A 22,569-nucleotide genomic window follows, 5' to 3' on the forward strand; every position below is an offset into this window, starting at 1 on the left:
GCGGGATGCAAGTCGGCCAAACAAGGCCATGCCGCCGTGCACATGGATGTGAGCCAAAGCATTGGCCATTCAGACCTACTCGGGCCCAGCCAAGCGGTTAATCATGTCGCGGCACCTCTCGGTCAAGGAGTTCGACCGTGACGTCGGCGGTCCCCCAATTATTGGACCCATAGAACTGACCGATTCTCAGAACCGGTGCAGCGTCGTTGACATAGAGATAGATCGGGCCAGAGCGCCTTGCGCGTATCTGCGCCCGATAAGTCGTGGCGCCTTGGTCCGGGGCGAGCCGCCAGTCAGGCGCGTACACGTCTGAACCGTTGTTCCCGATGCGCGCCATCAGCTTGTGCCACGGCTCGCCTAAGTGGCGCCGGAATGGAACCGCTAATGGCATCCACCATTCTTCTGCGCCCCGGTGGATGCCGTTCGGGCCTGCGGGCATCTGGCAGTCCCACCACTCGGCACTAGCGGCGGGGGAGGTCGGCTGGCAGCCATCCTGCGGCGGCTTGGACGGGCCGGGATCTCGCGCCGGGATCGTGACGCGAATGAGGTAGGTGCCCCCCATTTCGGCCTTATCCAATACCCGGTGACAAAGGGAGCTCGTTCTGAACGTGCTGCCCTCTGTCATTACCTCCGAGTTGCCACACACGCCTTCGCCAGACTCCATGGCGGACAGGAGCGCCGCGTTTAGGCCCCCCAGGAGGAGCAGCGCCCCGAAGGCGAAGGCTGTCGTTGGAAGGACGATGCGCCCCGCGAGATCCCAGAAGGCCGAATATACTTGGGATGTCCTGAACGTCTGGACGGCGGAGTTCAGTCGCCCCGGATCTCTCGGCTCGGCGAAGGCGACCATACCACTATGGCGGTCCGGCCTGAGCTTCGTTCGATACCAAAGCCTTCGCATCTCATCCGGGATTCGCACATCAAGGTGCCGCCCGGTCACCGTTCCGGCGAGCACGACGGCGATTCCGGCGAGGGTGGTTGCCGGGTGTGAGGCGAACACTTGCGTCCAGGTGCTGGCAAAGCCGGGAAGAACATGCTCGGCGGCTGATAGCAGCGGCGAGAGGGGGCATGCCCATGACGAGCAGGTTGCCACGCCCTTGTGCAGGGGCATGATCGCGAGGAAGGTCGTCCCTATGAGCGTCGTAAAGTAGGCCACCCTGCGCCACCAGACGAAGTTCCACACGTGCTCCTGCTGCCGGGCAAAATCGTTCTCGGCCTCCGAAGGGTTCTGATTGTCCCAGAGGCAGGCCTCGGACTTTCGGGTGTCTGCGGCGCCCGCCTCCACGGGTTGCACTAGGAAGGACGGTGGAAGGCTGATTGGGGCATAACCGTCCTGCCCGACGGAGATGCGGCGGAGCACGCTCTCGTGCACGGTGACGCGCCTAAGCTCCACCTCGTATCCACGGGTGAGGCCCGTGGGCTGGTGAGCGAGCGACGAGAGCCGCCTCGGCTTGTAGCGGTAGTAGCTCGCGAGGCCAGCCCGGGAGTCGTGCATCGGCGCGTTCTCATCCGCGAGAACCCGCTGCCGGGCCCGAATCTCCTCTGAGAAGCGCAATCCTTCATGGCCAGGCACCGCAGCCACCGCCTCGGCCAGCATCCACTCAAGCGTCACATGCGCGAGGCCAGCGTCCGGGTAGCCCCCACCGACATCCGCGTGAACCCCGGCGAACCAGACCTGGCGGATGCGGTCGGGATCCTGCTCAAGCTTCTCGTTCCAAAGTCTCGGGTGGAAGGTATTCCGCTGGTCATCGAGCGACAGGGCGTGTCTCGCCCGCCTGACCTCCTTCGCGAGGTCGCCATTGGGCATGGTGAACGGGAACAGCACGACGTCCACGGCACGCGTCAACTCCTCAATGGGCAACCCGTAGGCGTCCACCGTGTCCCATACACCCACGAATTCGATGGTGCCCTCGCCAGCCTCGCCGATGCGGTGCCTTGGTACCTCAGCGAACGGCGTCATTCCCAATGCCGTCTCGTAGGCGCCGATGACGGCATCCCTCACGACGCGCCAGGCGACGGTCAGCGGGCGGCCGCCGTATCTCTCGCGCCGGTAGGCCCGCCACGCGGCCTGGACGTTGCGCTCTAAGGTCGCCTCGTCGCCGTCGTGGGCGACGATACCCTGGTTCACGATCAGGCCGACCGTCACGCGCACCGTGAAGGCACCGCGGCTGAAGCCGAAGGCATAAATGCGGTCACCTGGCCGGTAAGTGCGGCACAGGAAGGCGTAAAGATCACGGACGTTTCTTGAAAGGCCGAAGCCGAATGCCCCGCCAAGTAGTGCCAATGGCCTGAAGGAGGACGTGCCAACGCCGTCGTCGTAGTAGGCGAACTGCCGCGGGTGCTTCGGGTCCTTCGGGTCCGCGAGGTCAAGTGCCTCGTAGACACGCCGGACATTCGTCTGGAACAGGCTCCTCGAGCTGTTCCCAGTTCCGTCGGAAAGCAGCACGATGTTCCGACCCGAGCTTTCCGCCATGCCTCACTCCACGCGTGATGGCTGAAGTACTTCGCCAGAGCCGAGCCGCAAATCCGCTTGGCCTTTGCGCGTCGCGGCACGACCGTCGAGGCCCTGCAGACCCGGCCGATGGTCCTGACAGAAGATGACCTCACGCTGCGGGCCGTGCACGTTCTGCCAATGACGAACCCGGCGTGTCAGCCTGCGGCAGATTCTGGAGGACGACTTTGGGTAGCGCCGGATCATCTACAATTTCCATCTCTCAATCGAGAGCAACCGATAATCGAGATAGCGTAGTCATAACGAAGGTGGCACGTAAGTGTTCAATCGATGGCCTACGTAGCCCGCAGCGTAAGCGTGCGCTGACGGCTACGGCATTGGCAGCTTGACGGTGCTCAGCCCGCGTCTGGCCGAAGGTTCCCGGGCGCCAGATCGCCGATGCGGTTGATCGGGTGGTCGGCGATGCGGTCAAGGCTTGATGTCGGCCGGTGCGAAACTTGGCCATTCACCGCCCCTCCGCCCCAGGGGTGGCCTGTATCGCGCTCCTCCGAGCGGCTGATCCAACCCGTCGATGGGCTAACTCTGACCCTTGCCGTCCCCCGAACTCGACGTGCCCGTCCTGCCTGGGAGACCCGATGTCTGCCCGTGACCGCCCGGAGGTGGAGGTGTGACGGAGCCGCGCCCTGCCCCGCCAGCGCGATCGCCGCCCGCGGGCGCAGCCTCACCGGGGTTTCCAACAGGGGGCCCGGCGGCGTTATTGGGGCCAGGCTGGATCTGAACGCTGTTGAAAAGGCTGGGCACAAGCCGTTCAACGAAGCCAGCCAGGAATCCTAGCACAGGGACGTACATCCAATTGTCGATCGTCATTGCGTCGGCCTGTCCACCCAACGGCTTGGCGAGGAAGCCGGAGGAGAGGGCAAGCAGCAACGCGCCGCCCGCGATCACGCCTGCGCCGATCCTGACCGTTGCATCGAGCAGGATCCGGATCTTCTCGTTATCCGGAGCCAGCTTTCGTTCGCGGAAGAGCACCGCGCTCGAGAAGAGCGCGCCGACCGCGCCACCCTTGGCCGCAGCCCACACATTGGTCGCGGGAGATTCCGTGAACGGAGTCCAGATCCATTCACTGAAGAGGTAGAGGAGGGCGACGAAGCCGATGCAGGCGGCGGCGGCAAAGAACATCTGCCAGGCGTGCCCTATCCGGAGGCTCTCTTCTCGCAGATCGGCGAGAAGACCCTCCATCAGATTCCGGCCCTTCTCCGCTTCGAATTCGGCGGTCGTCCCAAGCGCCTCCGCGAACCGTCTCTCGAACACCGGATTTCGCCACGGGCCGATAATCAGCGCGCTGACCTCGGCGCGGAACCCGCTGACGGTCGCCAGTCTTTGGGCTTGTTCCCTCATGATGTCCGGGGCGTCGGAGAGGTGGACGGCGATGCGCGATGTCTTCAGCTGCTGGTTGAGCTCGCTCTTCTTTGACGCAGGCTTCTCGTCGATGGCGTGGTAGACAACATATTGATCAGGTGACTCGGCGAGGATGTGCAGGACGTAGCGGCCTCGGCTGTCCAGGGCGCCGACCTTCAAGTCGCGGATGCTGAAGCCACCTCCAGAAATCTCTCCCTTCGCCAAGCGCTCCGCTTGTTCGGCTCGCTTCTCCGCATCCAGCGCCTTCATGTTCGCTTCCGCGGCGCGGGCCTCGGCGGCAGAGGCCTGCGCCGCAGCTGCCGCGAATGCGTCGTCCAGGGTGCGCAGGCGGGCCAGCTTCTCGGAGAGGGCCTGGAGCGTTGCCCGAGCGGACTCCAGACCGCTGCTGATCTTCCTCTCGGCAGCCCGGGCTGCATCCACGTCAGTTTCCCGGACAGTGATATGGTCTCCGGTTGCCTCGCTCGCGCGCGCCTCCTCGAGCCTCCCCCCCGCGTCGCGCACGGTGGCCTGTGCATCCGCCAGCGAACTTTCCAGGGCGGCCACTTCCGCCACCAAAGGGGCGAGAAGAGCCTCGTCTGGTGCTTGGCCAGCGTCCGCGCCTTCACCGCTGGCGCTACCGTCGACCAATCGGGGATCGTTCATTCGGCCTCTCCTGTGCCCCTTCCCGAAGACGCCCGCCTGCGTCTTGCCCGCCCCAGCTGGGCCTGATGGATATCCGCTAGGTCGGCTTCGCTTGGGCCTTCTTGTTGGCCGGAGTGATCTTGGCCTGAGCTACGGCAGGAGCTGCCGCGTCTGCGTAGAGCACCTTCAGGCCGCCGTCCCGCCGCAAGACGTGGACCCTCGACCAAGTGTCGCCATCGACCAGGCCCGTGAGCCGGATCGCCTCTCTGGCCTGGAAACGAAAGATCGCCGCTTGGGTCTCGCGTCCGAAGATGCCGTCCACCAGCAGCCCTGCTTCGTGCAGGTTCAACGCCTCCTGGACGTAGCGCACTTCGTCCCCGCGGTCGCCCAAGCTCAGCAGGAAGGTCTCCGGCGGGTTCAAGCCGGAGCCGAACCGCCCACTGGCCAACCAGGAGCGGATGAGGCCATCGGAGACCTCAAAGTGCATGCCGTCCTCCTTGGAGAAGGCCGCGCCCCAGAACCATTCGTGCCTGTTGAAGATCGGGTAAATGTCGACCAGGCCTCGCTGGACCTTTCCATCGCCGTAGGGGTCGAGGATGCCGCCGATCGTAAGGTCGATCGCGGTGCCCCAGGCGTGGTTGCTGATGGCGGTCCTGGAGCCGCGCACGTAGCGCACGCAGAGCATGCCCGCGGATCCGAGCGCCCGGTAGACCGCAGGCTGCTCGGCGGCGATGTCGGCCATGATCGCCCGAAGGCTTTCCACGGCTGGCCGAAGGCCCGTCACCCGGAAGGGGCCGACGCTGCTGGTCACCATGAGCGCCTTCAGCGACGGCGTCGCCACAGCTTGGCAGTCTTGGTTGAGGTCCGCCCTTGGGCTGCCCAACAGGGCCAGCATGGTGGCTTGCTTGGCGTTCTGGAGGCGTCGGCCATCAGCCAGCACATTGATGCCCTCTGGGACAGCAACCAGATCGGTAAGAGACATTTCCCTATCTCCCGTTTCTCTTGGCGACGGGAGGATAACCCGAAATCGAGGGGAGATTGCCAGCGATTGTTTCTATACCGAGGTCGTTGGGCAAACCCAGGACAGGATCATGACATCCCTTCCAACAAGCGTCTCCCAGTGCGCTGCCTGGGCCAGCATCCTACGGAGGGAGTCGAGACAGGTGTTGAGCTGCAAATGCGCTCGGCCGTTCGTCAAATCCGCGGCTATCGCAGCCGCAGGCAGATATCCTCGGCGGCCTGCATACCGCCACCGGGCAGCGAGAGCGCCATCACCCGGCATACATTTGCGCCCGCGACAAGGGGCAGCGCTTCAGGCGGCATCGCAGCTGCCGTGCCGCCCGCTCCCTGAACGAGCGCCTGGGTCAGCCCTGGCATTCCGGTGGCGTCGAAGGGAACCTCAACCGCACCGTCGTAGTCCGAACCGAAGGCCAGATGTCTCCACGGGCTCAGTCCTGCGGACGTGAGAACTGCAGCAGCGCGAGCGAAGCTCGCAAGAATGGCTGAGGTGCCTCCCGAGCCGACGGCTTCCGGCCAGAAGCCGATGCCGATGACTCCGCCAAGCCGTGCAATGGCGACGAGCTCGTCATCTGCAAGGTTCCTGCCCCTGTGGCAGGGCCCAGTGCAACTGGCCTGCACGCCGGTATGGGACACGATCGGCGGTCGACGCAGCAATCGCAAACGTAGGATGTCCTGCAGAGATCTTGAGGAGACGTGCGCCAGGTCGATGACCATCCCCAGGTCCTGTGCCTCATCAAGCGCGGCCGCGCCCTGTGGGGTTAGGCCATAGCGGTCACAGCCTTCACTGGACCCAGAAAGCGAATTGTCGAAGCGATGTGTCAGAGCGAAGGTCCTGAAGCCCGCGTTGTACAGGGCCCTCACTTCCGCCCGGACCTGCGCTTCGCTGAACTCAGCGCCACCGATCCAGTTGGCACCCTCCAGCCCAAGCACTGCGCCCAGGACATCTCGCCCTTCAGCGTGCAAGCGCACCAGCCTTCTGAGATCGTCCACGTGACGCACAGGTAAAAGCTCGGTCTCGCCGGATCGCAGGGAGCGAAGAACGGCCTCGTCCAGCCTGCGTGCCTGGTAGAGCGCGCGCGACCGTAAATTGCCCCACGTCTCGAGCGGGCGACCCTGCACAACGGACAGAAGCCCGGTCATGTTGGTGCTGCTGCTTGAGACACAGTGCTCGTTTTCAATTCCCGGTGCATGGCTGTGCCGTTCGGGCGGCGTTTGGGTGACCACAGTGAAAACCTGGAGATTGATGCCGCCCTGGCGAAGGCGAGGCACGTCGACGTGCCCCCACCGCCCCCGCTCCAGCAAATCACGGCGCCACATCAACGTGTCAGCGTGAAGGTCCGCGACAAAGAGGCGGTCGTGCAGAGATGCGTGCGATGTGGATACAGGACCGGGTCCAGGCCCCACGACAGGGTTCAGGCGCGCGTCGACATAGTCTGCCAACGGCGCGCAGGCCGTTGCCAAGCAGGCCAAGACAAAGAAGCAGACTGTGCGAGCCGTTCTCATCCGCGGGCGCTGTCACTGATGCGTTCGCGCGATCGTCGCATGCCGCTTAACCGTGAAAGAAGATAAATATTCGAAATGGAGTGATACCGGCTGCTGCTAGCCTGACTGATGTTGATGTTTCCTGAGTAGGCCGAGGCCTGCGAAGATGGAAGCAGGAGGGACGGCGTTGAGGCCGCCTGGGGTCGGGCCAACGAGAACGGCTTGATGGCGTGATGTCCGACCGCACGCGCCCGCAGCAGCATGTCTGGCGCGCGGATTGTAGTGCAAGCTGCGGACGGCGCGCGCACGATTGCAGCATGCTCCGGTGATTGCCGCCCAGATACCTGCCCAACCTACAGCAGTTCACTCTCTCAGTCGGTCTCCACAGTCGTAATTCATGCGGGCCGGAGACCGAACCGACTCCAATCGTATTGTTCCGTGGACGGGGCCCTTGCGGATGGGCTTGAATGATGACGACTGGGGAGAATACGCATGTTCTGCTGTCCCGTCTGCACGCCTGGCCTGGGCCGCTTCGTCTGTTCGCCGGACATGGGGAGCGGCGGCGGAGGCGGGGCCGCGGCGGCGATCCGCGACGCGGTATCGACGGGCAGACCAGGCGAGCGGTGGATCGACATACACTGCCATCTATTCAACATCCGAGACCTGCCTGCGCGCGAGTTCATCATGCAGACCCGGCTGAACATGCCGTCGATCGTTGATGTACCCGCTTTCCTTGCGCTCGCCGCGCTAGTGGGCGGCCTCAACGGCATGGGCATCACGGCGAAGGATGAGCTTAGAGCGCTCGGGAAGGGCACGGACCCGCGGCTGCTGACCATCGGTGGCGCGGGAAGTACCGAGGAGGCGCTCCGCGCCATCCGCGACGGGGTTGCGACGGAGCCTCACGGATTTCAGGCGCCCTGGGACCAGGAGCCACGGCTGCCGCCGCTACCGGAAGGCGCCGCCGATGTCTTGAAGCGCGCGGCGGACGAGACGCTGCCGGGCCGCGCTCCGGGGTCAGAAGTATCGAACGCCGAGATCGCGGCGCTTGCCCGGCGGATCGACGAGGACACTGGACCGTCGCGGGAGGGCTTCACGGGATGGGCGCACACCATGGCCAAACCCCGCGACCAGCTCACAGGCGAGCTGCTGAAGCAGTTCCCCGAGGGCGCGGACGTGCTCCTCACGCCCGCACTCGTGGACTATAGTCGCTGGCTGGGCATTAGAGGCAGCCGACTCTTTCCTGATCCCGCCGGGAACGTCGAGGAGCAGATCGGGGTGATGGCCGCGATCTCGGACCGGCGAGCGCGGAATAGTTCAGCGAAGCGGCGCTCCGGCCTCTTCTCCTTCGCCCCCTTTTGCCCGTGGCGTCAGGCCGAAGCGATGGCCTCGCGGAGCCGCGGGCGCATCGTGGACACGCCGCTCGAACGGGTGGAGCGCTGGGTCCGGCAGGGCCACGTCATCGGTGTGAAGCTGTACCCGCCGATGGGCTTTCTCCCCATCGGCAACGAGGGGCGCTCCGCCGATTTGCCGCGCTTCCCGGACCGCCTCAGGGAACTCGCGGGGACGCGCGATCCCGGTGCGATTCTCGACGCGGCCCTCGCGCAACTCTACGCCTTTTGCGAGGCGAACGGCGTGGCCGTGATGGCCCATTGCGGCGACAGCAACTCGCCCTTCGAGACCGGAGGCTCCCTCGCGGGCCCCCATGCCTGGGGGCGCGTGCTGGAGCAGTGGCCACAACTGCGGCTGAATCTTGCTCACTTCGGCGGCGTCTTCTCCTTCGGCTCGCGCGACCTGCGGGCCAGGGAGACTTCGCAGGACTGGGCAGAGCGCATAGCTGTGCTCATGGAGCGGCGGCCGCACCTATACGCCGACATTGGCTTCGGCGGGCAGTTCCTGGACGAAGGCGATGTGAGCGGAGAGGCGGCCGCCTCGATCACCTTCCTAGAGGATCTCATCCATCGACACCCGCTCCTCCGCAGGCGCCTGATGTACGGCTCGGACTGGGTGATGGTGGGCATGGTGCGCGGGGGTGGGCGCTACGCCTCCTTGATTGCGCGCAGTATGGCGCGCCTTTTCCCCTTCGACGCAATGGAGGACTTCCGCTGGCGCAACGCCGCCAGATTCCTTGGCCTTGCTGAGGGTGAGCAGGCCAGAGAGCGGATGGTGCGCTGGCTTGAGCCACGTTCGCCCGGCCTTCTCGCCCGCTTCGATCCGACGGCGCCAATGTCTTAAGGATGACGGCCCGGCGGTCTAGTTGAAGGTCTGAGGAACAGGATGGCGAGTATGCAGAGGGTCGGCGGAGAATTATTCGAACAGGGAAAGATAATTCTTCTTTGCGTCGTGGCTGTATGTGTCTACGGAATAATGAATAACCTTATTACTGTGCGGATACTACCTGAATTTTTCGCCATTTTTGGTGCGAATACGGCACACGTCAATCCAAATCAAATAGCGTTTTTTTTCGGAGTAATCGCAACATGGTGGGTGGGCGCTGTTATCGGCGTAGTTTTGGCGATAAGCGCCCGGGCTGGCTCGCGTCCCCGCATAAGTGCCGTACAGCTAGTAAAGCCACTTATATATTGTCTCGTGGCTGTAGGTGCGTTGGCGTGTCTTGCAGGTTTTTCGATGTACGGTCTTAGCGTCAACGTTGAGTTGCCGCGTCAGTATTCCCCATATATCTCTTCTGATAAAGCCAACGCGTTTTGGGTCGTTAATGCAATTCACACTGTGGACTATGTGGCAGGCCTTCTTGCTGGCGTGTTATTGTGCTCTGTGACTTACGGCAGCCGAAGACATTCTCCGTCAAATTTCAGAGCTGTACCGGAGAATCGTACTGAGGACGCTCAGAATATACATGACCCAAACCTTCGTGTTAAAACCCTTCTCGGTCAAAGTCTGCCTTGGCCCGTTCAAGGAGTATTTTTCTCAGTCGCCTGCACACTTCTATTTCTAGCGTTCTATTATATTCCGCCCGGCGTGATTACGGCTTGCCTCACGGTGACAATTGGGGCCTATGCGATATGGTTGATACTAGATCCTAGGCGGCGGTACATCCGGATGGCATCTGCAGCCTTTGGTGTATGGGCCGCGAATTCCGCAATTCCGAAGCTTTCGGGCTTTTTGAATGCTAGAGGCTTCAACCTAGGCTTCTCGATCGATGGCGATCCTGGGTGGAGTTTCCACTTTGCCTCCTTCGCAATAATCGCCGTTTTGGTTGCGGCACAGATTTGGACTGATGGGAAGCAGGACGTTCAATAAATTCCGTCGCGATCGGCGCTGCCACTACGGCTCCCCGTCCTTCATGCCCGAAGCCAGTTATCCGCGGACTTGGAGCCCAACGTCCTGATCTCGTCCAAGGCTAGCCCGTCAGTCCGCTCACGAAGCTGGTGATCTTTTGGCGTCTCGACCGCTATGGGTGCGATTGGGTGCTCCGCGAACTCGACCACCTCCTCGGCCGCAAGATCATGGGGTGACTATGAGTTCACGCTTCTGACGTCAAAAACGATTTGTGCGTGCGGACATCCTTCGACTAGCCAGCGTTGGTCTCCGCGCTCCGCTGCGTCCACGCCCCGCATGCCCGCCGCAACCTCACTGGGCTCCACTGCAAAGTTCCTACCCAGGCCGTCGCCTACTCCGACTAGCGCCGCTTGCCGCCTCCCGACCGGATCAGTCGGCCGAAGATGTCCTCGGCACGGCTAAAGCCTGCATCGGTCTTGCAGGCATCCCAGGGTGAGCATCCGAGCGCGGGATGATGGCCGCGCATCCAGAGTTCAGCCATTTCAACGTTGCTCCGGTTGGCTTGGAGCGCCTTGCGGAGGAGCCGCTCGCGCCGGTCGTTGACCGCCTGCGCCGCGATGCCCTCTGCGACGGCCCGCCTTCGCTCAGCCTCGCGCTCGCGCGCCACACTGTCGTGCAGCGCGTCGAGGTCCGCCTGGATCGCCCTGATCTCGATGAAGCCAAGGCGCTGGCGGGCCTCATCGAACGGTTCGTCAACTCGACGCGCGACGGCCGCCGCGACCCAGGCTGCACCCTCCTCCCGCCCGAGCAGCAGGCACGCATCGGTCAATGCGCGATCAATGAATGCAAGGGACTCCGCACGCCGCTTCTCCGCCAGTCTACGCTCGCTCTCCTCCTCTCTCCGCCGCCACTCGGCTTCACGGTCGGCCGCTTCTCGGATCCGCGTGGCGCGAAGCTCCTCCAGAGGCAGGCCGAGCATACCGTCCTCGGGCACTGCCTTTCCGCCCGGCCGCGCCATAGCGGCAAGCCGCCGGAGGTCCTGGCGCAGACCGGACCAGGCATCCTTGCCGGAACGCGCGACCTCCAGAGGGGAACGTCCCAGGTCAGGCAGCGGCACATCCGTCCATCCATCGAGGGCGGCAGAGAGCGGCTCTCCCAGCGCTTCGACCAGGGAGCGGACATCCTGCTCGAGCTCTCTTTCGCGTTCCCGCGCCGCCTCTGCGGCTTCCTCATGCCTGGTGATGGCCATTGCGATCATACCGCCAAGCTGCCAGCGCCTGGTCGTGCTCCGGCCGCGGCCAGCCAGCACACGCCTGCCGACCATCGCGTCGGCGAAGGCGGCCACGACCTCAGTGGGCGGGCGGAATTCTGGCGCCTCCCGGCACACGGCCGCGACGATCTCGTCATGCCAGGCAAGATCCTGGTCGAATGGCTTCTTCAGCATGCCGAAGGAGATGAGGCGTTCCAAGATTTCCTGCGCCGTGGGCATTCGACCGGCGGAGCCCCGCCACAGAACCAGGAAGATGGCGGTTTGCCAGACGGCCCTGTCCACAGACATACAAGCATCGCCTTCGACCGGATCACCGAGGTATCCTCCAACGCCCACCTCCCGAGCCCAAGCGACCCAGTCGGCTCCGCCCGCCTGCGGTGCAGACGCCAGAGCGGCCTTCACTTCAGCAGCGAGTTCGCCGAAGAGCCTGCGGTCCCACTCGAGCTTCTTTGCTTCAGCAGCATCGCGCCGCTCACGCATGCGTTCCTCGGCGGCGGCGATCAGTCGGTTGTGCAGCCAGTGACGTGCCGCCCCGAAAAGCACGAAGTTACGTTGCTCCTCCTCCGTGCCGTGGAGCGGCATCTTCCGGAGGTCGACTTCAATGCAGGAAGTTCCGTGGGCACGGATGCGCTCGATCTTTTCCAACCCCGTCTCGTGGCGCCACCTGAACTCGACGAGTAGTTCGTGCTCCCCGCGGCGCACCACGCCGTCAGGAACGAAGCCCGCATAGACATCGCGGACCTCCTCATCCGGCCTCTCGTAGCGGAACGGCCGCTCACGGACGACGAGTTCCGGCTCCATGCCGGGCACGCGGGCGTGGCCGTCGGGTAAGCGCAGTTGATCCGACGCGAGGAGGACCTCCTTGGCCTTCAGATGGACCGCGCTCTCCAGGCCGACCGCGCAGGCGCGAACTCCACTGTGCTGGAAGTGGTGGCGCTGGCGGCGCCGCCCCGGCCGCTCGGGGCCTGGATGGTGCGCCTCGAGCCGCGAACCGCACCCCGGGCAGGTGCAGCCACAGGCAAGGCCGGAAGGCATGTCGCGGGCGTGGACAAGCTTCCCGCCCGGCCCAAGGGCCAGGGGGAGCAGGACGTCGTCCTCATCCTCAGCCGTCTTGCAAGCGACCCTGCGCATCCTGACGACCTTAGTGCAACTGGCCCGCTTGCGCATTCGCATCAATGCCGCGCTCCCCTACCCCGCCCGGTGCCACGTCCACGAATTGCTAAGCAGTCTTCGCGTAACGGTAGGACCGGCATGAGAACGGCAACGGCGGCATTCTACCAGATTGGAACTATGCGAATGGTCCGAAAAAACACCTCAAGGCGCGACAGCCCGCTGAGCAATTTCATGTTGCGGGTGCGTAGCTAACCCACATGGCGGAACTCGAAATGCCGCTGTCCATCACCGCCAACCCCCCCCCGATACCCGCTTGGGACCGGCCGCCGCCGTCAAACCGCTCGACTGAACATCGAAGTAGCGCCGCGCTGAGCGATTCCAAGACGTTGCACAAGGAGTGAACGAATGAAGTGGTTCGAGGTGGATCGGGGTGGGTTGTCGCGACTTCTGGAGCGTAAGGGCAAAGAGTTCGTTTTGCATGAGTTGATCCAAAATGCCTGGGATCAGAATGTCACGCGTGTCGACGTCACCTTGGTGAAGGAGCCGGGATCTCGGGTCGCTGAGCTCGTGGTCGAGGACGACGATCCGGCTGGGTTCACTAACCTTTCCCACGCTTGGACGCTGTTCGCCGAAAGCACCAAGAAGGGAGCGGCCGAAAAGCGAGGACGGTTCAATCTGGGCGAGAAGTTGGTCCTGGCGCTCTGCGACGAGGCGGAAATCGTCACGACATCCGGCGGAGTTCGCTTTGACGCGGAGGGTCGACATGTCACGCGTAAGCGTCGCGAGCGCGGGTCGCGCTTCAGAGGCATCCTCCGCCTGACAAACGCGGAGCTCGAAGCGTGCAGCGAGGCCATGGCCCGGCTCCTGCCACCGTCCGGCGTGGTCACGACCTTCAACGGTGTTCCGCTGCAGGATCGTCAGCCAGTAGCCATCTTCGAGGCCTCACTCCGTACAGAGGTCGCCGACGCGGAAGGCAACCTAAGATCTGCGACCCGCACAACACCTGTCCGCGTGATCAAGCCGCTCCCAGGGGAAACAGCGTCACTCTATGAGATGGGCATTCCAGTCGTTGAAACGGGCGACGCCTACCACATAGATGTCTTGCAAAAGGTACCGCTCGGATTCGATCGGGAGCATGTCCCGCCCGCGTTCTTACGGCACCTCCGTGCACTGGTCCTGAATAACACGCATGAGCTGCTGAAACCGGAGCAGGCCCGCGAGACCTGGGTTCGCGAGGCCATGGGCACGACCCATGTGGCTGCGGAGGCGGTGCGAACTGTTGTCAATCACAGGTTTGGCCAGAAATCCGTCGTGTACGACCCTTCTGATGCCGAGGCGAACAAGCTGGCGATCGTGGACGGATACCACGTCGTCCATGGCAGTCAGCTGTCGGGCGAGGAATGGGCCAATGTTCGCAAAGCAGGCGCGCTCTTGCCCGCTGGCCGCGTAACTCCAAGTCCGAAAGCCTTCGCCGAAGGCGGGGCGAAAATTAAGCTTTTGCCTGAATCGGAGTGGAGCAGTCATATCCGGGCGACAGTGGCCCTATACCAGCGTTTGGCGCAGATGATGATCGGGCGCGCGATTGAAGTCCGAATTGCCGTAGACGCGGACGTCAAATGGCTTGCTTGCTATGGCCCTGCCGGTTTGATGTATCTCAATAAGCACCGACTCGGCGTTAAATTCTTTCTTGAAGGCCCGTCGGAACGCGTCCTTGATCTGCTCATTCACGAACTTGGACATGAGTATAGCGGCGACCACCTGAGCTCGGACTACTACGACGCGCTGACGAAACTCGGCGCTCGCCTGGCTCTTGGAGTTGCGGCAGACCCCGGACTGCTAGCTTATCGCCCGGACGAGCATGTGAGCGACAGCTGAGTCTTGAGCCGCGGAAAGGAAGGGACAGGTCGCGGCCACTGATTCGACCGCGACAGCCTGGAAAAAATGCTGGGTGGCGGAGCGGACGGCTCACCCAGCGATACCACGACCTCACATTCCCGAAGTCCAAATTCTCAGCGGCGCGGGCAGACATCCTTTGACCAGCCCGCAGCATCCATGCTCACGCCCACGTTCACACCACGTGCGAGAACGTCGGCCACCACCCTTTCCCGGTGATCGTGGTGCGGAAGCACTGTGAGGGCAACATCTGCAGTCCGGCTGTGGAGCTCGATGCGGGAAGCAGACCAGCGGGGATCCCCTCGCTCGACGGTGTCCACGCCGCGGAGCCGCACCCGGATGGCCTGCGGTTGCCCCTCGCAGTCGACGGTCAGCGTATCGCCGTCGGCCCAGCGAAAGGCGGCGCAGGTCCACCGCTCCCCGGCTGGGTATGTCCGCGCAGGCTCGCGCCACCGGCAGGCCAGCGCAGGCGAGGTGATCGCGGACAGGAGGATCATTGCGCCGATTGCGGCGCGACGAACGCAGATTGTGGGTTTCCCTGACGGAAGGCGGGCGCACCTGGAGAGGCAAGAAGAGCAGCGAGACCCTCCACCACCAAACGTTAATTTTTTGTTAATAGACCATCCAGATGGTGCACGTCGCTTCAGGGTGAGACAGGATCGGACAAACAACCTTGAGTTGATTTTGTGCGGTTCGATTTCGGCGTTTCGGCAGTATCCAAGTGGCTGAATGCCGCCCTGGGAGGTACCCTGCGGCGGCCATCCACCAGAAAAGCGGAGGGTGAGTGGCGCCAGGCTCCCCACCCGCCTGGCGGCTTCCGCGATGCACCTCGATTGCCCGATGAGGTGCCGCTGCCGATCCGCGCCGCTTTCGCAGAGGGCATGACTGCGCGGCATCAACCGGACCCGCCATCCGGCCAGCCCGAAGGCGGCGCCAGCACGCAGCCGCTCCCGTTCCCCAGCACGGGCCCCCACGGGCATCGTGAACGGATGAGAGAGAAGCTGCTCACCCGGGGGCCGGATGCCCTGGCGGATTATGAATTGCTGGAGATGCTGCTTTTCCTCGCCATGCCGAAGGGCGACACGAAGCCTCTGGCAAAGTCGCTCATCAACCGCTTCGGCAGCTTCGCAAATGTACTGGCTGCACCGCAGCTGGAACTCCTGGCAATTCGAGGGCTGGGGACGCACTCGGTCGCCGCCATGAAGCTGGTGCAGGCAACGGCGCTACGCATGCAGCGAGCCGAGGTCATCGGCTCCATCGTGCTGAACAGCTCGGAGCGGCTCGATGCATACCTGACCGCGCTGATGGCGCGGGAGAGAGTCGAGCAGTTCAGGGTTCTCTTCTTGGACTCGAGGAACCGCCTGATCGCCGACGAGGCGCAGGCCAGGGGCACCGTAAACCACACGCCGGTCTACCCGCGCGAGGTGGTCAAGCGGGCTCTGGAGCTTCACGCTACCGCGTTGATCCTCGTCCACAATCATCCATCGGGGGACCCCACACCATCGCGGGCTGATCGGGAGATGACGCAGGAGGTCAAACGGGCGGCCGCCGCCATCGGCATCGCGTTGCACGACCACATCATCATTGGCAACGGGGACACGTTCAGCTTCCGGCGTGCTGGAGACCTCTGACCGCCAGCAGGTTCGCTTAGCCGCGGCTCGCTGCCGTCGACCTGCCCCAGCGGACCTTACGCGGGCTGCTGAGCTCGGTTACGAATGTCGGATGCCCGGTGGCGGCGTAGCCATGGTCAACGCCTCCAGCGCCCGCAGGACGTGCCGCCACAGTACAGCGTCCTCGACGTCGCCCTCGTCCCAGGCCGCGTCGCATGCCGCTGCAGCGACCAAGTCCGCGTCGACGCCATGGATCTCCATGATCTCCGACATGAGAAGCCACGCCTCGGTGCTGACCGCTCGGTTGGGGTGCTGCCCCATCGTACCGTTGCCTCGTGTTTTCGCGGCCCAAGCCTAGCGTTGAGCGACCTCAGTCTGCCAGCGTGAGACCGCGGAACTCCCGGATCTGAGGGTTGGCGAGCAACGCCAGAGCGGGCAGATGGTCACAGACACCAGGTGCGTCGCTGTCGAGGCGTGCGCCTCCAGGGCAAGGGCACTCCTCGAAATCGAAGACCACTGCGCCTGCCACGCCGAGAGCCCGGGTAGCACCTTCAGAATGGCAATCGTTTTCGCCGGGCGCTTACTGCATTTCCCTTCAGCGGACAAAGGCACCTAATTGTCGCATTTCACGGTTTTGAACACTGGTCTTTACCGGCTCGCCAATCTCAGCGTCCAGCGATTTTGTGCCGCCCTTTCCGTCCTGTTGCTCATTGCGGTGGTGAACCCTGCACATGCCCAGGAACTGCGGGGTCGGATTGTCGCCATATCGGACGGCGACACGGTAACCCTGTTAACTCCGCAGCGGCAGCAAGTCAGGATCCGACTTCACGGCATCGATGCGCCGGAGAGCCGACAGCCCTATGGAACCCGTTCCCAGCAGATGCTGTCTCGCCTCGTGTTCGGGCGCCAGGTGCGTGTCGAAGTCGTCGACATCGACAGGTACCGTCGCACCGTCGGCCGGATCCACGTCGGGCGCACGGATGCTGGCGCGGAGATGGTTCGGCTGGGCGGTGCCTGGGTATACCGGCAGTACACCAATGACCCCGTCTATATCCGGTTCGAGGACCAGGCACGCCGCGGCCGCAGGGGCTTGTGGAGCATGCCGGAAGCGCAGCGGATCCCTCCGTGGGAGTGGCGAAGCGCGCGGCGGCGGCGGTGACGGCGAGGGGTTGAACTGGAACGGCCCACAGTACGACCGGACAGGCGGCGCAACCTTGAGGGGCTAGGCATGCGCGCATGGCGAAGCCGATCGAGCGCGTGGAAATCATCACCGTCGGCGCGCTGGAGGCGATGCCGCAGTGGGATGTGGGCGGTCAAGGTTGGTTGCAGCCCGGCAACTGTGGCGGCGATCGATCGATCAGGCATCTCTCGGTTCACCGAGGCGGCGCATGTGACCGGAAGTCGAGGCCGCCTGTCGGCGTTGGACAACTTCTGAGCGATGGCGTCCACCGCTGCTGTCATCAAGACAGTAAGAATCCCTTAGAGCATTTGCGTTACCTCAGCTTTGTTGATGTTCACAGCTTCTGAGGCAACATGAACGCGTCAGCCCGACCCTCCGCACCAATCGGTAGCGCCTCGTTCTTCGGCTACTCTGATCGGATCCCCGCGAGCGAGAAGATGCAAGCTGCCGTCAACAATATCGTTGAGCACCTATATCCGGCCATGAGAGACACTCGATGGTGGTGCGACATCAATCAGGAGCGCTGCCTGTGGTCGTCGGCTGCGGCGGCGGAGTACCTCCGGCGACGCCACATCCGCGCGAAAGCGGTGATTGGCGCTTTCATCGTTGCTTTCGTCGATGCCGAACGTTTCCCGATTTGGAGCGACGGAAGTCTCCGCATTGGTCTGCCAGAGGCAAAGACGGGGCACGAGGGCTTGCACTCGCTCGTCGAAATCCAGGACAGTAGCGGCCCTTGGCTGCTTGACGTGAACGTATGGCAGGGACAGCGGCCCCGCTTTCCCGGGCTACCTGACATGGTGGCAATTTGCAAAAACCTTGACCGTCCGATTGAGAGGGCTCCCGAGTTCAAATTCGCTGGAGTCTACCCGTGCAACGGCGACAGTTACCGGCTGTATTTGCTGGTTGCTCCGAAGCGGAAACGGTTTTGGCTCGGCGCGGGCGACTTGGAGCCCGCGCGCGCGCGAGCCGTAGCGGATGGCATCGAGGCGCGTGTTCGAGCGGCGAGACGAATCGGTCCTTCGGCTGATAGACACCGGTCGCTTACGCCGAGGCGGCCGCCAGAGCATGAGAGCTTGGTGAAGTCTGCCATAAATCCCAGCGCGGCCGCCCATCCTCGACCAGCGCAAGCTTCTGCTCCGTCGTCCAGCGGCGACTCCGCCGCACCACGCTGATCACCCCGCCTCGCGGGCCATCTAGCATCGCCCATACCCTTACGCGTGGGGGCCGGAACCCACCTGCACCGCCCCGGAGCCGGGCTGCTCAGCCGATCAACGCAGCGCGCCGCAGAACAGCCGGGGGGAGGACGCTTACGGGTGAAGGGATCGCCGTGTGACCCAGCGTAGGAGGCCCCGCCGCAACGCGGCCGGTTCAGCCCAGGCCGCATCGCTGTGGGCGAGGTGCTCGATCAGGCCAGTACGGAGAACGTGGCCCGGGTCGGTCGCGGTGGCACCGGTCGTCCGCCGATCTTCACCGGCGACGGGACGACGAGGACGCACGCAGCACGCGACACGTCACCCCTTCTGGATGCGCCTCAGCGCACAGCCCTCGGCCGCCTGCCGCCGTCATGGGCCACTACAATCGGCCGATTTAATTGGTCGAGTGTCATACCCTTGTCGATTGCTGCGTTGTGGGCCCAGCGTTGAAAGCGTTCCAGCAGGTCCTGGTTCTCCTGCTCCAGCCGGGCGTTCTCGTTGCGCAGCCGACGCAACATCTCCCGAAGCTGCGCGATGGCCGCGTCCCCGTTGCTGGGTACGCCAGCCGATTCCAAGCTGCCCTCAAGTCGGCGCCTCGCCATCTGCCAAGCGTTCAGGATACGCGGCTGCTTCCTCAGACCTGCTTTGGTGTAGAGGGTGCCACCGAGCTCCGTTGCCAGAAGCGCGAGGTAGCGCTCCCAGGTCAACTTGCCGGTCCAGCCGTCAAGCAGCCGGACCGCAAGGGCGATGTCCCCGTCCGTGAGGCGGCGGGCCATCAGGCGTCCGCGACTATGGCTAGCATGTTGTCCAACTCGTCGGGCGCTTCCGCAGCTTGCTCGGCCTCCCTGACGCGCATACTGAGGCCAGTCTTGGTCTGAGAAACGTTGGGCGGAGGCAGCGTGATGAGCGTGCCTTCCTTAATGGTCTCGTCGAGCATCAAGCCCAACACGAGCGACCAGCGGTCCTTCGTATCCTGATGCTTCCGGAGCCAGTTCTCCACGCCGGGTTCACCTTGCTCGATCGCGGCGACGCAGTTGGCGACCGCCCGTTCCGCGATAGCGAGCTGAGCGCGAGCTTCGGCAAGATGACGCGCGTCGCCTTTGATAAACGTGTTCTCGCCGCAGCTGATACAGTTCTTGTCCTTCGGGCATGGTGTCAGCGCGTAGTTGTGGCGGCACAGCCCGAAGCGGGTCGAGATTACCGAACCCACCTCAAGGCGCATGGCCTCGGCTGGCGTGATCATCTCCATCCGTGCTCGGTCCGCCACCTTATCTGCAAGCGGCCCGACCGCCGTGATTTGCTTCGGCGCCTCGTCGCCCAAGGCCACGAACAACTCGATGAACGCCTCGTGCGGGACGTGGTCGTACCAGCTGTTCTGGTCCACCCGCTTGCGTCCGGACCAGAACGCGATGAGTGCCTGGGATACGTTCTTGGACTGGGCAAGCGTGTTCAGGAGGTGCCGGGGCTGGTGCGATGTCAGCTTCCAGTGCTCGCCGGTCGTCGGGTCCCTGAGGTCGTGCCTAACGAAGATGGTGGCAGCCAGGTTGTTCATGTCGGCGTAGATCTGGTTGGCGTCGATCAGGTCAGGGACGTTTGCCTGAACAGCGTAGTTCGCCCTCATCGTATGCCGTGGTACGCAGAACAGCGCGTCCTTCGCGTGCAGGCCGAACTTCCTGTCCGCCCACGGAAACTCCTTGGGGAGATGGTCGAGGACGTAGCGCTCAAGGGAGCCGAACTCGTACAGCCGGGTCCAGCCCCGGCCGCCCGTCCTGGCCTTGTCATGGGTCGTTTGCTTGCTCGGCGTGATGATGCGGCTCAGGGCATAGTCATTGAACCCTTCCTCGCCGACGCCGAGGATGGCGTACACCTCGTGCTGGGTCACACCCTGCCCGCGAAGATGCTCGTAGCCGGGTGGGAGATAGAGCTCCTTCGGGTGCTCCGCATACCAAGCGGCGGCGCGCCGTGCCGGTTCACCCAGCTTGCGAAGACGCGCAATGGCGGTTCGCCCAACGTCGGCCCACTCGTCGTTCGTGGCGAACTTCGTCAGCGGGGCCCCGCCCTTGGATGGGCGCCAGGACAGGCCGTAGATGCCTCCCATCTCCGTCTCACAGGCGAGCGGCAGGGTGAGGATCTCCGAGACCCGGCTTGGAGCGAACATGGCGAGCGCGAACCATGCCGTGGTGACAGCGTCCGCGCCGCCCTCCGCAGACTGGAAGACAGAGGCGAGGTCCAGTACGCACTTGATGTGCGGTAGCTTGTCAGAGACGGCCGTGCCGCCGTCCTCCTGCACGCGGACACTGCGGCGCTGATTGCGTTGCGGCGGAGCGGGGCTCTTCCAGCTCAACGGAGTGGCCGACAGCCGCTTGCCCGTGATCTCCTCGGCCAGCTGTGCCAACGCCGCCACCCAACCGGCGTCGTCGTTCCCGTTGTCCAGAATGAGGGTAGCCGCCTTGTCTAGGACGGCATGGTCGATGAGCGTGATGTCGGCCGGTCTGCCGAGTTCGCGGAACGCTTTCTCAACGGCCCTGAGCGCCATGAGGCGGCGGTACGGCGCGCTCATCTTCCCCCTGGGAATGGTGACGGCAACGAGTGCCCTGACGGTCTCCGCGAATGGCTCGGAAAGGGGCACGCGTTCCGCCCGCTTGACGTTCCCGCCGGACTCCCAGGTGTTAAAATGCAGAACGAGGGTGCGCGAGGCGTTGCGCGTGGCGACCTTCGAACGCAGGTCCCAAGTAACCTCCTGCCACGGGATGGCGTCCTGACCGTCGAAGTAACCCAGTCCGCGCGCGTGCTCGATGAAGGCGACAAGGTTTTCCCTTGCCGTCTTCTCCGGTCGTCCGACGAATGGGATGATCATGCCGCCCATGGTGTCGTCTCCGGTGTGGAATCGCACTCGGCGATGATCTCCAGGACCACGTCGATCTGTTCCTGGGTGATGAGCCGGATGCGGTCCTCCTCCTCTGCGTCCAGATCCTCCTTCAGGACACCGAGAAGCTGCTCCCAGGGAGCGGTCCTGAGGGGCTCAAACTTCCGGCAGGTCAGGCAGGCGCGCGGAGCGTTCTGATGGCACTCCGCGTTCGTGCCGCAGGCGCCGAGCTTCTGACCTACCAGATAGGCGAAGTCGCGGATGACGGCGCCAGGCTGACCCTTGCGGGTGGCCTCCTCAAGGGTCCCAATCAGGCGGCCTTGGAAGGCTCGGGCGATGAAGCCCATCTCGGGACCGATGGCGTCAGCGATTGGCTGCTGCAGCGTAGGGAGGGATGCGCGGTAGTAGTGGACGCAACGCGTGGAGCGGTGCGTCAGCAGACGGGCCGCCTCGTGGTCAGACGCTCCCAACTGGATGGCGCGGGTCCCCAGCGTGTACCGGAAGCGATAAGGGAAAATGGGAATAGGCGCCCCACCGAGCCGCTCCGAGACGGTCTTAACGGTTCGAAACACCCTGCGAAGGCGATCCGAAACCTCATTCGACTGTACGCAGAACAATGGTGCTCCCGGTTCACCGGACGCGAACTGCGGCAACTGGAGGTAACGCAGAAGCACCTCTGCCAGGACCGACGGCGCCTTCCGTCTCCAGCGTGCCTTGTTGACCTGCTGCTGCCCCTTAGCCAGAGGGATGAGCAGTGTGACTTCCTTGCCCTCGGGGCCGTTCGTGACGATGACGTCACGCCGCTTCATCCTGGCGATCTGCACCGGCCGAACGCCCGTGGCGATGAGGAACCAGACGAGCGTCCAGTCCTCTATGCTTACGTCGCCCTCTTCGAACGACTTGTTCAGGCCATCACGGATGCTCCTGAGCTCCTGCTCCGTGAAAGCGCCGCGCTCGGGGTCGTTGGCGACCAGCGAGAAGTACCAGTCGCCGCTTTCCTCAAAATGCTCTGGCTGGTCTATGAAGGCCATCAGGTCATCGGCGAGACCCGGCAGACCGGTTTCGCCCCAGTTCCTGAGCATTGCGCGAACGAAGGGCCAAGCTTTGATGCCGTGCCTAGCCCGCATAATTCATGAAGGCTGCTGGATGGCGCGGACGGGGGCGGCCGGCGCTGTAAGGGAGACGCGGTCGCGTTCGATCCCCTCCGGCGCTGGGG

Annotated in this window: 15 protein-coding genes; 6 read left to right on the forward strand and 9 right to left on the reverse strand. The window is 63.9% G+C overall.

Annotated elements, in window-relative coordinates:
• Positions 1-97 precede the first annotated feature (97 nt).
• The 4 genes from JJQ90_RS20640 to JJQ90_RS20655 form a co-directional block, all read right to left on the reverse strand.
• Positions 98-2,470, reverse strand: coding sequence for a DUF2235 domain-containing protein (locus JJQ90_RS20640; protein ID WP_216878144.1), 2,373 nt, complete (start codon positions 2,468-2,470; stop codon positions 98-100).
• A gap of 555 nt (positions 2,471-3,025) precedes the next feature.
• Positions 3,026-4,510 (reverse strand): HlyD family secretion protein, encoded by a 1,485-nt coding sequence (locus JJQ90_RS20645; protein ID WP_216878145.1) that lies wholly within the window; start codon positions 4,508-4,510, stop codon positions 3,026-3,028.
• A 76-nt stretch (positions 4,511-4,586) separates the two neighbouring features.
• Complete coding sequence (locus tag JJQ90_RS20650; protein ID WP_216878146.1) at positions 4,587-5,471, reverse strand: M15 family metallopeptidase; 885 nt, start codon at positions 5,469-5,471, stop codon at positions 4,587-4,589.
• A gap of 224 nt (positions 5,472-5,695) precedes the next feature.
• Positions 5,696-7,012, reverse strand: coding sequence for a dipeptidase (locus tag JJQ90_RS20655; protein WP_268958678.1), 1,317 nt, complete (start codon positions 7,010-7,012; stop codon positions 5,696-5,698).
• A 471-nt stretch (positions 7,013-7,483) separates the two neighbouring features.
• Between JJQ90_RS20655 and JJQ90_RS20660 the strand changes: the two genes are divergently transcribed.
• Positions 7,484-9,223 carry an amidohydrolase family protein gene (locus tag JJQ90_RS20660; protein ID WP_216878148.1) on the forward strand — a complete coding sequence of 580 codons (1,740 nt, stop codon included), beginning with the start codon at positions 7,484-7,486 and terminating at the stop codon, positions 9,221-9,223.
• 51 nt (positions 9,224-9,274) lie between these two features.
• Positions 9,275-10,249 carry a hypothetical protein gene (locus JJQ90_RS20665; protein WP_216878149.1) on the forward strand — a complete coding sequence of 325 codons (975 nt, stop codon included), beginning with the start codon at positions 9,275-9,277 and terminating at the stop codon, positions 10,247-10,249.
• Positions 10,250-10,628: 379 nt separating this feature from the next.
• Here the strand turns inward: JJQ90_RS20665 and JJQ90_RS20670 are convergent, their stop codons facing one another.
• Positions 10,629-12,671, reverse strand: coding sequence for a competence protein CoiA family protein (locus tag JJQ90_RS20670; protein ID WP_216878150.1), 2,043 nt, complete (start codon positions 12,669-12,671; stop codon positions 10,629-10,631).
• A gap of 345 nt (positions 12,672-13,016) precedes the next feature.
• Between JJQ90_RS20670 and JJQ90_RS20675 the strand changes: the two genes are divergently transcribed.
• Both JJQ90_RS20675 and radC read left to right on the forward strand, forming a co-directional pair.
• Positions 13,017-14,486, forward strand: coding sequence for an ATP-binding protein (locus tag JJQ90_RS20675; RefSeq protein WP_216878151.1), 1,470 nt, complete (start codon positions 13,017-13,019; stop codon positions 14,484-14,486).
• 704 nt (positions 14,487-15,190) lie between these two features.
• The gene (gene radC, locus JJQ90_RS20680) at positions 15,191-16,135 is read left to right on the forward strand and encodes a RadC family protein (protein WP_329959484.1); all 945 of its coding nucleotides are present in this window, start codon (positions 15,191-15,193) and stop codon (positions 16,133-16,135) included.
• Between the two features lie 78 nt (positions 16,136-16,213).
• On the opposite strand, the gene JJQ90_RS20685 is transcribed toward radC, so the two are convergent.
• Complete coding sequence (locus tag JJQ90_RS20685) at positions 16,214-16,387, reverse strand: hypothetical protein (RefSeq protein ID WP_216878152.1); 174 nt, start codon at positions 16,385-16,387, stop codon at positions 16,214-16,216.
• A 343-nt stretch (positions 16,388-16,730) separates the two neighbouring features.
• Between JJQ90_RS20685 and JJQ90_RS20690 the strand changes: the two genes are divergently transcribed.
• Complete coding sequence (locus JJQ90_RS20690) at positions 16,731-17,273, forward strand: thermonuclease family protein (RefSeq protein WP_230410839.1); 543 nt, start codon at positions 16,731-16,733, stop codon at positions 17,271-17,273.
• A gap of 77 nt (positions 17,274-17,350) precedes the next feature.
• Positions 17,351-17,641, forward strand: a complete 291-nt coding sequence (locus tag JJQ90_RS20695) for a hypothetical protein (protein WP_216878153.1) — start codon at positions 17,351-17,353, stop codon at positions 17,639-17,641.
• A gap of 1,184 nt (positions 17,642-18,825) precedes the next feature.
• Here JJQ90_RS20695 and JJQ90_RS20700 read toward each other — a convergent pair.
• The 3 genes from JJQ90_RS20700 to JJQ90_RS20710 are packed head-to-tail and all read right to left on the reverse strand — an operon-like array spanning position 18,826 to position 22,435.
• Entirely contained in the window at positions 18,826-19,263 is a 438-nt protein-coding gene (locus JJQ90_RS20700; RefSeq protein WP_216878154.1) for a hypothetical protein, read from the reverse strand.
• Positions 19,263-21,353: a hypothetical protein gene (locus JJQ90_RS20705; protein WP_216878155.1), complete on the reverse strand. Its 2,091-nt coding sequence runs from the start codon at positions 21,351-21,353 to the stop codon at positions 19,263-19,265. Before JJQ90_RS20705 ends, JJQ90_RS20700 begins: the two co-directional genes overlap by 1 nt.
• Positions 21,341-22,435, reverse strand: a complete 1,095-nt coding sequence (locus JJQ90_RS20710; RefSeq protein WP_216878156.1) for a site-specific integrase — start codon at positions 22,433-22,435, stop codon at positions 21,341-21,343. Before JJQ90_RS20710 ends, JJQ90_RS20705 begins: the two co-directional genes overlap by 13 nt.
• Positions 22,436-22,569 lie beyond the last annotated feature (134 nt).

Source organism: Falsiroseomonas oleicola (assembly GCF_019029495.1).
Classification (GTDB): Bacteria; Pseudomonadota; Alphaproteobacteria; order Acetobacterales; family Acetobacteraceae; genus Falsiroseomonas; species Falsiroseomonas oleicola.